The 12,896-nt window shown below is 69.3% G+C and carries 16 protein-coding genes; 1 reads left to right on the top strand and 15 read right to left on the bottom strand.

The genetic code is table 11. The annotated features are described in order from the left end of the window. Positions 1-277: 277 nt before the first annotated feature. Positions 278-883 carry a murein hydrolase activator EnvC family protein gene (locus tag ACZ5ZX_RS26130; protein WP_465504609.1) on the top strand — a complete coding sequence of 202 codons (606 nt, stop codon included), beginning with the start codon at positions 278-280 and terminating at the stop codon, positions 881-883. Positions 884-887: 4 nt separating this feature from the next. Here the strand turns inward: ACZ5ZX_RS26130 and ACZ5ZX_RS26125 are convergent, their stop codons facing one another. From ACZ5ZX_RS26125 to ACZ5ZX_RS26055, 15 genes are all read right to left on the bottom strand, one after another. Beyond that, entirely contained in the window at positions 888-1,823 is a 936-nt protein-coding gene (locus tag ACZ5ZX_RS26125) for a FliA/WhiG family RNA polymerase sigma factor (protein ID WP_465504608.1), read from the bottom strand. A 20-nt stretch (positions 1,824-1,843) separates the two neighbouring features. Continuing rightward, entirely contained in the window at positions 1,844-2,839 is a 996-nt protein-coding gene (locus tag ACZ5ZX_RS26120) for a tyrosine recombinase XerC (RefSeq protein ID WP_465504607.1), read from the bottom strand. Between the two features lie 105 nt (positions 2,840-2,944). Next, positions 2,945-4,084, bottom strand: coding sequence for a DNA-processing protein DprA (gene dprA / locus ACZ5ZX_RS26115; RefSeq protein WP_465504606.1), 1,140 nt, complete (start codon positions 4,082-4,084; stop codon positions 2,945-2,947). After that, positions 4,084-5,592: a YifB family Mg chelatase-like AAA ATPase gene (locus ACZ5ZX_RS26110; protein ID WP_465504605.1), complete on the bottom strand. Its 1,509-nt coding sequence runs from the start codon at positions 5,590-5,592 to the stop codon at positions 4,084-4,086. The genes dprA and ACZ5ZX_RS26110 overlap by 1 nt, the downstream gene beginning before the upstream one ends. Further along, positions 5,593-5,979, bottom strand: a complete 387-nt coding sequence (locus tag ACZ5ZX_RS26105; RefSeq protein WP_465504604.1) for a YraN family protein — start codon at positions 5,977-5,979, stop codon at positions 5,593-5,595. It lies immediately after the preceding gene. Positions 5,980-6,400: 421 nt separating this feature from the next. Further along, a complete protein-coding gene (locus tag ACZ5ZX_RS26100) occupies positions 6,401-6,724 on the bottom strand; it encodes a DUF2469 domain-containing protein (RefSeq protein ID WP_003096226.1) in 324 nt (107 codons plus the stop codon). Continuing rightward, entirely contained in the window at positions 6,721-7,500 is a 780-nt protein-coding gene (locus ACZ5ZX_RS26095; protein WP_465504603.1) for a ribonuclease HII, read from the bottom strand. Before ACZ5ZX_RS26095 ends, ACZ5ZX_RS26100 begins: the two co-directional genes overlap by 4 nt. A 58-nt stretch (positions 7,501-7,558) precedes the next feature. Continuing rightward, on the bottom strand, positions 7,559-8,488 hold the full coding sequence (gene lepB / locus ACZ5ZX_RS26090) for a signal peptidase I (RefSeq protein ID WP_465504602.1): 930 nt from the start codon (positions 8,486-8,488) through the stop codon (positions 7,559-7,561). A 31-nt stretch (positions 8,489-8,519) separates the two neighbouring features. After that, a complete protein-coding gene (gene rplS, locus ACZ5ZX_RS26085; RefSeq protein ID WP_005154717.1) occupies positions 8,520-8,888 on the bottom strand; it encodes a 50S ribosomal protein L19 in 369 nt (122 codons plus the stop codon). 183 nt (positions 8,889-9,071) lie between these two features. Then, a complete protein-coding gene (gene trmD, locus ACZ5ZX_RS26080) occupies positions 9,072-9,836 on the bottom strand; it encodes a tRNA (guanosine(37)-N1)-methyltransferase TrmD (protein WP_465504601.1) in 765 nt (254 codons plus the stop codon). Beyond that, positions 9,836-10,348, bottom strand: a complete 513-nt coding sequence (gene rimM / locus ACZ5ZX_RS26075) for a ribosome maturation factor RimM (protein ID WP_465504600.1) — start codon at positions 10,346-10,348, stop codon at positions 9,836-9,838. Before rimM ends, trmD begins: the two co-directional genes overlap by 1 nt. Before the next feature lie 16 nt (positions 10,349-10,364). Then, the gene (locus tag ACZ5ZX_RS26070) at positions 10,365-10,604 is read right to left on the bottom strand and encodes an RNA-binding protein (protein ID WP_003103110.1); all 240 of its coding nucleotides are present in this window, start codon (positions 10,602-10,604) and stop codon (positions 10,365-10,367) included. After that, entirely contained in the window at positions 10,601-11,047 is a 447-nt protein-coding gene (rpsP, locus tag ACZ5ZX_RS26065) for a 30S ribosomal protein S16 (RefSeq protein WP_061984478.1), read from the bottom strand. The genes ACZ5ZX_RS26070 and rpsP overlap by 4 nt, the downstream gene beginning before the upstream one ends. Before the next feature lie 158 nt (positions 11,048-11,205). Further along, positions 11,206-12,012, bottom strand: a complete 807-nt coding sequence (locus ACZ5ZX_RS26060; RefSeq protein ID WP_465504599.1) for a lysostaphin resistance A-like protein — start codon at positions 12,010-12,012, stop codon at positions 11,206-11,208. A gap of 37 nt (positions 12,013-12,049) precedes the next feature. Further along, positions 12,050-12,826: a lysostaphin resistance A-like protein gene (locus ACZ5ZX_RS26055; RefSeq protein ID WP_465504598.1), complete on the bottom strand. Its 777-nt coding sequence runs from the start codon at positions 12,824-12,826 to the stop codon at positions 12,050-12,052. Positions 12,827-12,896: the final 70 nt, after the last annotated feature.

Below are 12,896 nucleotides of genomic sequence, written 5' to 3'. Positions count from 1 at the left end.
TCGGGCCCGGACCCGGAGGCGAAGTGACCCCAAGGACCGCCGGACCGTGTGCCCCCGGTTGTCCTGACCCTCCGTGAGGAGATCGGCCATCGGAAGCGCGCACGTGCACGCGAAGTCAGCCCGCTGCCGCGGACCGCGCAAAAGAGTCTACTCCCTGTCGCCGCCGCCTACCGCACCGGCAGCCCCTGATGAGAGCGGTTGTCCACAACCGCCTCGGTTATCCACAGATTCCCCCGGCGCGTCCCACGCGCCACGCCGGTCGCCCAGGCTGGAACGCATGACCATGACGAGCTGTTCCCGCCCTGTCACCAGGCATTCCTTCGCGATCGACCGCACCGGCGGCAGGCATCGCCGTCCCGGACGGCCGAGGCGCCTGCCCCGCGTCGCGATCCTCGCGGCCACGTTCGCGCTCGTGGCGTCGTTCGCCGCGCCGGGCACCGCACGGGCCGCCTTTTTCCCGCAGGGGCGCCTTTCTTGGCCGCTCTCACCGACACCCAGCGTCACCAGGTACTTCGAGCCGCCGGCGACGCCGTACGGCCCCGGGCATCGCGGTGTCGACCTCGTCGCCGCACCGGGCACGAACGTGCTCGCCGCCGCCGAAGGAGTGGTGATGTTCGCCGGGCAGGTGGCGGGCCGCGGGGTGGTTTCGATCGATCACGAAGGCGGTCTGCACACGACCTACCAACCCCTCGCGCCGACGGTCACCGCGGGTGACCAGGTGTACCGGGGTCAGGTACTCGGGACGCTCGCGCCGGGACATCCGGGCTGTCCGGAGACGGCATGCCTGCACTTCGGCGTCCGGAAAGGGGACGAATACGTCGATCCGCTCGCACTGATCGGTGAACCGTCGGAGATCCGCCTCAAACCGTGGGAGGGAGGCTAGCTTTTCAGGCCTGCTCGACCAGCTTCGCGCGCAGCCGCATGACGGCGCGGGTGTGCAACTGGCTGACCCGCGACTCGGTGACGCCGAGGACCTTGCCGATCTCGGCCAGCGTCAGGCTCTCGAAGTAGTAGAGGCCGACCACGATCCGGTCGCGTTCGGTGAGCTGGGCGATCGCCTGTGCCAGCTGGCGGCGGTTGTCCTGGTCGACCAGGACGGCCACCGGGTCGACGGCGCCGTCGTCGGGCAGGGTGTCGACCAGCGAACCGCTGTCCTTGCCCGCGGCGACGAGGTCCTCCAGCGCGATGACGCTGGTGAGCTGCAGCTGTCCGTAGAACTCGCGCAGGTCGTCGACGCTGATTTCGAGCTCGGCCGCCAGTTCGGCGTCGGTCGGCGTGCGGTTGAGCCGGGCGCCGAGGCGTTCCAGCGCGCGTTCGGCCTCACGGGCCTTGCTGCGCACCGCCCTCGGGACCCAGTCCTGGGAGCGGAGGTCGTCGAGGATCGCGCCGCGGATGCGCTGCATCGCGTAGGTCTCGAAGCGCAGGCCCCTGGCAGGCTCGAACTTCTCGATGGCGTCGACGAGGCCGAAGATCCCGGACTGGATCAGGTCGCCGACGTCGACGTGGGTCGGCAGGCCGGTGCCGACCCGGCCGGCGACGTACTTGACCAGCGGGGCGTAGTGCAGCACGAGCCTGTCGCGCACGACCTGGTCCGGGGACTCGGTGAACTCACGCCACAACGCCTGGATCCCGGCGTCCACCTCGTAACTCGTCCGCGCTTCGGGCGCGACGGCAGGACCGTCCCCGCCGGAACGGTGTTTCCCGGCGGCTTCGGTGACATGTGGGTCGGCGGTCATCGGACCGCCGTTCTCAGCATGCGACTCAGGATGGTCTCCGTGCTCGTGCGGATGCGCGTGCGCCGTCGGTTCGGGCCGCCGGGTCACCTGCCGAGTCTTCCCCGGCATCATCGGGCCCGGGGGTGCGCGCGGTCGTGGATCGCCTTCAGCCGATCGACGGTCACATGAGTGTAGAGCTGCGTCGTAGCCAGCGTAGCGTGACCAAGCAGTTCCTGAACGCTCCGAAGATCGGCGCCGCCTTCGAGCAGATGGGTGGCCGCCGAATGCCTCAGGCCGTGCGGTCCCATGTCGCTCGCGCCCGGCACCGAGCCGACGGCGTCGTGGACCACCCGGCGGGCCGCCCGCGGATCGAGCCTGCCGCCTCGCGCCCCCAGGAAGAGCGCGGCTTCCACCCTGCCCTTCGCTTCGACGGCGAGCTTGCCCCTGCCCTCGTCCAGCCAGGCACGCAGCGCGGCTTCGGCCGGGACGCCGAAGGGCACGACGCGTTCCTTGCCGCCTTTGCCCAGCACGAGCACGACCCGGCGCGAGAAATCGACATCGTCCAAGTCCAGCCCGCACAGTTCGGAGACCCGCACACCGGTCGCGTAGAGCAGTTCCACGATGGCACTGTCCCGCAACGCCACCGGGTCCCGCTGTTCGGCACCGGCGGCTGAGGCCCGCATGACCTCACTCGCCTGCTCCGCCCGGAGGACCCCGGGGAGCTTGCGATGCGCGCGCGGCGCCACCAGCCGCCCGCCGGGATCGGTCGCGAGCGCCCCGCCGCGGTGCGCCCATGCGGTGAACGTGCGGGCCGCCGCCGCTCGTCTGGCCAGCGTCGTCCGGCTGGCCCCTTCCTCGCGTTGCCGGGCCAGCCAGCCGCGCAGCGTCGCGATGTCGAGGTCGGCGAACCGGCCACCGTTCCCGTCCACGAAGCCCATCAGCGACACCACGTCGCCGACATAGGCGCGCACCGTATGCGCGGACAGCCCGCGTTCCAGGGAAAGGTGCCGCTCGTAGTCGTCGATCAGCTTCCGGACAGGTTCCGGCAGCGCGGCACGGGCGGCGCGCAGATCGGGCCTGCGGGCGCGTTTTCCCGTGCCGTGGGGACCTTCGGTCGACGGCATGCCGATCACGCTGCGCGATGTACGGCGGATGGTCAAGTATCGCCGCACCCTGTTGCGGTGTCCGTGGTCGGATCGTGCCGGGATGGCGTCTCAGGTGTAGGCCAGTCAGGTCTTGGCTATCCGTCTTCGCCACCCTGAGTCACCTCTTTCCGCGAAGCCGTCGAGTTCCAGCTCGGGCAGCAATGAGCGGATCCGCTCCACCGGAACGCCGGACTCGACCGCGATCCGTTCCTCCGGTTTCGCCGATCGTTCGGACAGCGCGTCGTGCACGCGCAGTGCCTCCGGGCCGAGCCGGTCGGTGCGGCGGCTCGGTTTCCGCGGCTCCTCGCCCTGCTGCCCGAGCCGTCCGGCGGTCTCGAGGATCTCGTCCACCGAGGTCACCAGCGTGGCCTCACCTTCGCGGATCAGCGCGTGGCAGCCGGCGGACATCCCCGACGAAACCGGTCCCGGCATCGCCATCACGACCTTGCCCAGTGCTCCGGCCGTACCCGCGGTGTTCCGCGCACCGCTGCGCCTGCCCGCCTCGATCACGACGGTCCCTTCGGTGAGTGCCGCGATGAGCCTGTTCCGGACGAGGAAGCGATGCCTCGCGGGCGGGGTTCCTGGCGGATACTCGCTGACCACCGCGCCTGTCTTCCCGATGGTGCGCAACAAGGTCGTGTGCTGGGCCGGGTACCCGGCGTCGATCCCGCAGCCGAGCAGGGCGACCGTCGTGCCGGACGCGCTCAGCGCACCCCGGTGGGCCGCGCCGTCGATGCCGTACGCCGCCCCCGAGAACACCGGGATCCCCCGGCTCGCGAGGTGATAGCCCACCTCGGCCGCGTGGTGCTCGCCGTACTCGGTCGCCGCGCGGGCGCCGACGATCGCGATCGCCTGGTCCACCGCCTCGTCGAGCCTGACCGGCCCGCGCACCCACAGCGCCAGCGGTGATGCCACTCCGGAGACGCCCCTGCCTCGGGCGACGGCCAGCGAAAGCAACGGCCAAGCTGGCCATTCACTGTCTTCCGGGATGACGAGCCGGGTCTCGCTTTCCGCCGCGCGCTCCAGATCCCGCTCGGCGTAGTCATGCGCCCGCCGCGCGGCCGTCTCATCGCGCACCTTCGGCGGGCAATCGGCTCGGCGCACCCGTTCCGCGGCGACGACCGGTCCGTGTTCGCCGACGAAGTCGGTCAAAGCGGGCGCCGGCGGCTCGGCCACCCGCACCAGATACGACCGGGCGATCCGTTCAGCCTCGAATTCACCCATCAGGATGACCTCTCCCGGAAGTTCAGGGCCGCCGCGACCTCGTCGGTCTCGGGTCTTTCGGCGCCCTTCAGATCGGCCAGCGTCCATGCGATACGAAGACAGCGGTCCGCGCCGCGCGCGGTGATCGCGCCCCGCTCCAGCGCCCGGTCCAGCAACGCCGTGACCTGCGCGGGAAGCGCGAATTCGCGACGCAAAGCCGGACCCGGCACCTCCGCGTTCGTCGGCCAGCCATGGTCCGCCCAGCGTTTCCCGGCTCGTTCGCGAGCTTCCAGCACCCGTTCCCGGACGGCCGCCGACGCCTCGGGCACCTCGCTCAGGTGTGCGCTCAGCGCGGAAAGGGGCCGGAGCCGAACCCGCAGATCCACCCGATCGAGTAACGGTCCGGACAATCGCCCCAGGTACCGTCTCCGCGCGGCCGCCGAACACGTGCAATCGGCGTCTTTCGTCGGCGCGCAAGGGCAAGGGTTCGTCGCGAGGATCAGTTGGAAGCGGGCCGGGTAGCAGACGGCGCCCTTGACCCTCGCGATCCGCACTTCGCCCTCTTCGAGCACCGTGCGCAGCGATTCCAGCCGTTCCGGTCCGAATTCACAAACTTCGTCGAGGAACAAAATGCCCCGGTGCGCCCGGCTGATGGCGCCGGGTACGGCCAGGCCGCTGCCGCCACCGATCAGGGCGGGCACGCTGATCGAATGATGTGGTGCGACGAACGGCGGCACGGTGACCAGCGGCGCGGACCTGGACAGTGAACCGTCGATCGAATGGATCGCGGTGACCTGCAACGATTCTTCCGCGGTCAGGCGCGGGAGGAGGCCTGGCAGCCGTTTCGCGAGCATCGTCTTGCCGACCCCTGGAGGCCCGGTCATGAGCAGGTGATGCCCGCCCGCCGCGGCCACCTCCAGCGCCCACCGCGCTTCCGGCTGTCCCACGACGTCGGCGAGATCAGGCACCTTCGCCGGCTCCTGGACCACGGACGGCTCCGGCCGGGCGAGTTCGCCTTCACCTTTGAGCCAGTCCACGAAGTCGCTCAGCCGGGCGACCCCGCCGACTTCCAGGCCGTCCACGAGAGCGGCTTCGAACAACGACTCGGCGGGGACGACTGCCCGCCGGTATCCGGCGTTTCGCGCGGCCAGCAGTCCTGGCAGGACCCCTCGGACGGCCCGTACCCGGCCGTCGAGGGCCAGTTCGCCGAGCAGCACGGTGTGGAGCAGCTTCGTGGCCGGAACCGACCCCGTCGCGGCCAGGACCGCCGCCGCGATGCCCAGGTCGTAGCCGGAGCCCACCTTCGGCAGGTTCGCCGGGGACAGCCCGAGGATCACGCGTTCGTCGGGCCAGGTCTGCCTCGAATTGCGGACGGCCGAACGGACCCTGTCCTTGGCCTCCTTCAATCCCGCGTCGGGCAGGCCGACCATCGTCACCCTCGGCGAGCCACCGCCGATATCGGCCTCGATCTCGATCATCTTGCCGTCGACGCCGAGCAGCGCGACGGACCACGCTTTCGCCAGTGCCACTCAGAACGCCGCCTTGATATGCCGAACCTGCGGCCGGGCGCCGGGCCGGGCGACGATCGCGATGATGTCGTAGCGGACCGGGCACCAGCGGAGCATGAACGCGCGCTGCCACTGATGCGCGAGACGGCGGATGCGGTCCGCCTTGTCCGGGGTCACGGCCTCGGCCGGTGTGCCGAAGCCGAGGCCGGTCCGGGTCTTCACCTCGCAGAAGACGAGACGCTTCTTGTCGGTCGCGACGAGGTCCAGCTCCCCGTCGCGACAGCGCCAGTTACGGCTCAGGACGACATAGCCCGCCTTCTCCAGATGCCGGGCCGCGAGGTCTTCTCCCCACCGCCCCAGCTCGATGTGCGGTGCGCCGGTGGACGGCTTTTCGGTCGTGTCCATCATCTCGATCCCCCTCAGCGATCGTCACGGTGCGTGTGCGATTAACGCTGCCAGGGTGATCGGGCGCCGACCAGGCTCGATTCGCCCGCCTGTGGATAACCGGGGTGTTGTGGATGATTCGACCGCGACCGGGCTCCGGCGACCACGATCCGTCGGAGTCTCGTGCTAGGGGCCTCGCCACAGCGGCCTGACGCCTTTCACGACCATCCCAAAGGCCGCTTTTCACGGGGAAGCTGTCCGTCGTGAGTGTTGATGACGGTTCTCTGGAGGGGTAAGGCGAAGGTGGCGTGTCCGGGCGAGACGGTGGCCTGGGCGGCTTGGCACACCGCACTCACGTGCCCAGAGCCGTAACTCGCGCGTGAAGGCCCCCTTCACTGCGCTAGACGCAGTGAAGGGGGCCTTCACGTAGTTGGGAGAAGACGGCTCAGCCGGAGAACGGACCGTCTTCCGGCAGGCGGAGATCCGGCTTGTCGAGCTCTTCGACGTTGACGTCCTTGAACGTGATGACCCGGACGTGCTTGACGAACCTGGCTGGCCGGTACATGTCCCAGACCCACGCGTCGGACATGCGGACCTCGAAGTACACCTCACCGCCACCGTCGCGCACCTGCACGTCGACGGCGTTGGCCAGATAGAACCGCCGCTCGGTCTCCACCACGTACGAGAACTGGCCGACGATGTCGCGATACTCGCGGTAAAGCGAGAGCTCCATCTCGGTCTCGTACTTCTCGAGATCCTCTGCGCTCATGAAATCCGCGCCCCTCCTCGCGATTCTGCTGCTACTCCAGCGGCGGAGCGTTCATTGTTACCCACGTAGGGGCTGAGGGCACGTATCGGCACGCTCGGGTTTTCCAGCGCCGCGACGGTCAGCACGACCGGGTGAGGCGGCCGCGCCCGGTGCGCGGCGGCCGCGGTGGCCACATTCGCGTACGACCAGCGATGGACCGGGCTCGGGCCGTGCGTGTTCAGCGCCGCGCTGTGCTCCGTGGTGCTGTAGCCCTTGTGCACGTCGAAGCCGTAGTGCGGGTGGACGTCGTGCAGATCGCCCATGATCCGGTCCCGCGTGACCTTGGCCAGCACGGAGGCCGCCGCCACGCACGCGACGGCCTTGTCCCCCTTGATCACCGGCACGCTCGGGGCGGGAAGCCCGGAGACGCGGAATCCGTCGGTCAAGACGTAGCCCGGCGTGCTTCGCAACGCCGAAACAGCGCGCCGCATGCCTTCGAGGTTCATGACGTGGATACCGAAGAGGTCGACCTCGGCCGCCGGGATGACGATGACCGAATAGTCGAGCGCGCGCTGGACGACCCTGTCGTAGACCCGGTCGCGGGCTTTGGCCGTGAGCACCTTCGAATCGGTGAGCTCGGGCAGCCGGGCGGCGTCTCCGGAACGCAGGACGCACGCGGCGACGACGAGCGGGCCGGCGCAAGCACCGCGCCCTGCCTCGTCGACTCCGGCGACGGGTCCGAGCCCGCGCCGGTCCAGCGCACTCTGCAACCCCCAGAAGAGGTCGCCACGCACCACTGCTCTCGGCGGCCGAAGCGGCTCGGCCGGTGTGAGCGGTACAGGAACTCTCAAGGCCTTACCGCCTCCGGTCGACCGCCTTGCGCACTCCGGACGACATCCGCCTGCCGAGGAAGACCACGGGCCACGCCGCGGCGACGCCGACACCCAGGGGAAGCCCCTGCTGCCACGCCGGCGCACCGAGTGCCACCGGCTGAGCGGTCGCCTGCGGGTTGTGGTCCGAAACGCCACCCCAGCGGCCGGGCGGGAGCACGATGACGCGCGCCTTGCCGATGATGTTGTCGACCGGGACGGCGCCGTTCACGCCACCGCCGCCCTGGAACCGGGAGTCGCTCGAGTTGTTGCGGTTGTCGCCCATCACCCAGACGTAGCCGGCGGGCACCTTGACCGGGTCGAACGTCTTTTGGGTGGGGGGCATGCCCTCTTCCCAGTGGATGTACGGCTCGTCCAACGCCTTGCCGTCCACGACGACGCGGTTGTTGTCGCAGCACTGCACCGTCTGACCGCCGACCGCGATGATCCGCTTGACGAAGTCACGCTCGTCCGGCGGCGCGAAGCCGATCAGGGATCCCAGTGCGCGGAAACCGCTGACGAAGATGTTGCTGGACTCCGGCGTCTCGATCTCGCCCGCCCAGGCCGGCGGTCCCTTGAAGACCACCACGTCACCCGGGCCGGGATCGGTGAAGTCGTAAGTGATCCGGTCGACCAGGATCCGGTCGCCCGTGCATCCCGAGCAGCCGTGCAGGGTGGTCTCCATGGATCCCGAGGGGATCATGTAGACCTTGGCGAGGAACTGCTGGATCAAGATCGTCAGCACGAGTGCGACGACGATCAGGATCGGCAGTTCCTTCCAGAACGACCGCTTTTTGTTGACCTTGCCGAATTTCTTGGCTCCGGATCGGCCCCGGCGGGAGGCCCGGGTAGGGCGCTCCTCTTCGGGGCGATCGGGCTCGTCTTCGGAGGTGTTCTGGGACACGGGTTCGACCACGACGCCAGGTTACCTGTAACCGTGTGACTACCTACTTGGCGGAGGTCGTCTCGCGGTTTTCGCGGCGTTCCTTGATCTTGGCGGCCTTGCCGCGCAGCTCGCGGAGGTAGTAGAGCTTCGCCCGGCGGACATCGCCGCGCTTGAAGACCTCGACCTCGGCGATGTTCGGCGAGTGCACCGGGAAGGTGCGCTCCACGCCGATACCGAACGACACCTTGCGGACCGTGAAGGTCTCGCGGATGCCGCCGCCCTGGCGACGCAGCACGACGCCCTGGAAGATCTGGTTACGCTCGCGGTTGCCCTCGATGACGCGGACGTGAACCTTGAGCGTGTCGCCCGGTCGGAAGTCCGGGATGTCGGAACGCAGTGACTGCGCGTCCAGCGCGTCCAGGGTGTTCATCGGTGGTCCGTCCTCGTCTTCGTATGGCTTACGTGCAGCTTGGGCGCGCAGTGTCGGGCACTGCGACCTACCCGGGGGCTGATGGCGTTCCGGCGGACCTCGCGGCTTTTACAACGGACACTGGCCGGTGTAAAAATTCGCGCGTCTGCTCACGCCAACCTGTCAAGTATTGCAGACCGGGACTCAGGTGCTTGACCCGGCCTGGCCGGTGTCCTCGTCCAACCGTTCGAGGACCTTGAGATCGTGCTTGTCGAGACTACCTTCCGGCAACTGGCCGATGAGTTCCGGCCTGCGCCGCACGGTCCGCTCCAGCGCCTGGTCACGGCGCCAGCGGTCGATCAGCGCGTGGTTGCCGGAACGCAGGACGTCCGGTACGGCCAGGTCCCGCCAGACCTCCGGCCGCGTGTAGCTGGGGCCTTCGAGGAGGCCGTCGGAGAACGAGTCCTCCTCGGCGGAGCGGGCGTTCCCGAGCACTCCGGGCAGCAGCCGGACGACGGCCTCGACCATCACCAGCACCGCGGCCTCGCCGCCGACCAGTACGTAGTCGCCGATCGAGACCTCGTCGACGGGCATCCGCCGCGCGGCGTCGTCGATCACCCGCTGGTCGATGCCCTCGTAACGGCCGCACGCGAACACCAGGTGCTCTTCCGCGGCGTACTGGTGCGCCATGGCCTGCGTGAACGGCCGTCCGGCGGGGGTGGGGACCACGAGGCGGGTGTTCTCGCCGCAGACGTCGTCCAGGGCGGGGCCCCAGATCTGCGGTTTCATCACCATGCCGGGCCCGCCGCCGTACGGTGCGTCGTCGACCGCGCGGTGGACGTCGTGCGTCCAGTCCCGCAGGTCGTGGACGCCGACCTCGATGAGGCCGCGGTCGATCGCGCGCCCGAGCAGCGCGGCGCGGAGCGGATCGAGGTATTCGGGGAAGATCGTGACGACGTCGAGGCGCATCAGGCGTCCAGCAGGCCTTCCGGCGGGTCGAGGACCACACGGCCGCCCGCGACGTCGACCGCCGGGACGATCGCCTTCACGAACGGCACGAGCACCTCACGTCCGTCGTGTTCGATCGACAGCAGTTCCCCGGCCGGCGAGTGCACGACTTCGAGCACCTTGCCGATGACCGTGCCGTCGGCGAGTTCGGCCCGCAGGCCTTCGAGTTCGTGGTCGTAGAACTCGTCGGGGTCTTCGGTCGGCGGCAGCGTCGAGGTGTCGGCGATCAGCAGGGCGCCGCGGAGGGTCTCCGCGACATCCCTGGTCAGCACCTCTTCGAAACGCACCAGCAGCCGCCCGCTGTGTTCGCGGGCGGCTGCGATGGTGAGGTCTCTGCTGCTGCCGTCACGCAGCTTCGTCGTGACGACCGAACCGACCGCGAACCGCTGTTCCGGCGAGTCCGTGCGCACGTCCACCGCGAGTTCACCGCGGATTCCGTGCGCCTTGGCGATCCGGCCGACTACGACGTCCATCCCGTTGGTTCCCCGGTCAGCGATCGGTGTCGACGACGTCCACGCGGACGCCGCGGCCACCGATGCCGCCCATGACGGTGCGCAAGGCGGTCGCCGTGCGACCGCCCCGGCCGATCACCTTGCCGAGATCGTCGGGGTGCACATGCACCTCGAGCGTGCGGCCACGACGCGTGGTCAGCAGCTCGACCCGGACCTCGTCCGGGTTGTCGACGATCCCGCGCACCAGGTGTTCGAGGGAGTCAGCGAGGAAGCTCACGCCTCGGCCTTGTCACCCTCGGCGGCCTCCGCCTTGTCGGCTTCGGCCTTCTTCGGGGCGGACTTCTTCTTCGGCGTGGTGGCCTCGGTGGAGGGAGCGTCACCGGCGGCGGCGAGCGCGGCGTTGAAGAGGTCCTGCTTCGACGGCTTCGGCTCGGCGACCTTCAGGGTGCCTTCGGCGCCCGGGAGGCCCTTGAACTTCTGCCAGTCACCGGTGATCTCGAGGATGCGCTGGACCGGCTCGGTCGGCTGGGCGCCGACGGACAGCCAGTGCTGGGCACGCTCGGTGTCCACCTCGATGAAGCTCGGCTCTTCCTTCGGGTGGTACTTGCCGATCGTCTCGATGGCCTTGCCATCACGGCGAGTGCGCGCGTCGGCGACGATGATGCGGTAGTACGGCGCACGGATCTTGCCGAGACGCTGCAGCTTGATCTTGACGGCCACGGGTGTGGGTACTCCTCAGTTCTCTCTGATGCAGGTGGAAGGCGCACGCCAGCCGTGTGGGGAACGGCCGCGCGCACCCGAAGGTCCGAAGCTCAGGCGCGGTGAGAGGGTCCGGCCAAAGCAGGCAAGCGTACATTCTGCCAGACGCCGACCGGCGGTCAGAACGCGGCTATCCCGAGTGAGGCGAGCAGGATCGTCACGGCCGGGAGGAAGTTGTTCACCTGGTGGGCGACCACGCTGCCGAGCAGCCGTCCGGTGAACACCCTCGCCAGCCCGATCGGGATCGCGATCACCAGTAGCAGCGTGGTGCGCAGCGGTTCGAGATGACTCGCCGCGAAAACGGCCGTCGAGACCAGGAACGCCGCGATCCGCCCCCAGCGCTCGGTGCGCCACTGCAGTCGTTCGACGGCGCCCCAGAGCAGACCGCGATAGATGATCTCCTCGCAGATCGGCCCGACCAGCCACAGGTAGATGAACATGACGACGGCTGCCGACACCGACATCCGCCGGTCTTCGACGAGCGCGCTGATCGCCGAGGTCGCGTTCGCGTCGCCGACGATCTGCGTCCAGACGTAGGCGGCGAGCGAGGTGAACCCGAGTCCGAGCACGCCGAGTTTGAGCCCGATCTTCACGTCGGCCCAGCTCCAGCCGATCCGCAGATCGAGGAACGGGCCGTTGCCGCGGAGGCGGGTGATCAGCAGCGCGACCCCGGCGGCGATCATCGTCGGCAGCATGGTGCCCAGCAGCACCATGCGCATCGGCAGCGGCTGGCCGGGCTGGACGTCGCCGAGCAGGACGCTGATGAACGCCGCCGAAGCGAGCAGGACGGCCTCCACCAGGAGAAAGGCCCCGAACCCCCAACGATGCGGCGGTGGCGTGTCGGGCGCGGCCACCTCACCTCCGGCAGTCAGCTCGTCCGGCGGCGCTGCCTCGGGGATCGGCTCCCTTGGCTGAGATACGGTCACGCCGATCCTCCGGTGATCGTTCGGTTACTCACAGACTCTAGCCGCCCGGAGGGGCGATCACTCCTCCGCTGAAGAGCAATACCGCCGGTGGGAGGTTGTTGGCCGCGTGCGCGATGACGGCCGCGCTCACCCGGCCGGAAAGGTAGCGGGCGAGGCCGATGGCGATGCCCTGGCCGAACAGCGCGATCGTGCGCGCGGCCTCCCCGTGCAGCTGGGCGAACATCAGCGCGGTGACCAGCAGGATCACCCACGAGGGCAACCGGTGGAAGCCCATCGCGTTCCAGAGCGTGCCGCGGAAGAGCAGTTCTTCGGTGACCGGGGCGGCGAAGACGACGATGGCCGCGGCCACCACCAGCCAGACGGTGTCGCCTCCGGTGGTGCCGGACAGTTCGGTGATCGGGCTGGGTGAGACGTCGGAAATGGTCCTGTCGGTGCTGTCGGTCCCGTAGACGGCGAGCAGGAGCAGGTTGAGGAGGTAGCCGGCGGCGAGCGCGGCCGCCCCGCAGGCGAGCCCGATCCGGACGTCACGCCAAGTGGGTTTGAGCCCGAAGTCCGCGCGGAATCCCTGTCCCCAGACCCGGGAACCGGCGACGGGACCGAGGCCGAGCACGAGGGTGGGCAGGAACGCGAGGATCAGCAGCGGGCCGACGTCACGGAGTTCGAGGGGGTCGTAGCCGCCGAAGCGGCCCGACATCAGGAAGCTCATGACGAGGGTGACGAGGTGGTATCCGGCGATGCCCGCGAAGAACGCTACGAATCCCCAGTGCGCTCCGAGTACCAGACGCTCGCGAGCCTGACCGTCGTCGTCCACCACGCCTCCACGCTAAGTGCCGCTCCGGTCACGGGTGGAGTCGGGTCAGGGAGCTGAAGGACGCTTTCCCCGC

Source organism: Amycolatopsis sp. NPDC033938 (assembly GCF_055575975.1).
This window is presented reverse-complemented; position numbering and strand designations above follow the sequence as displayed.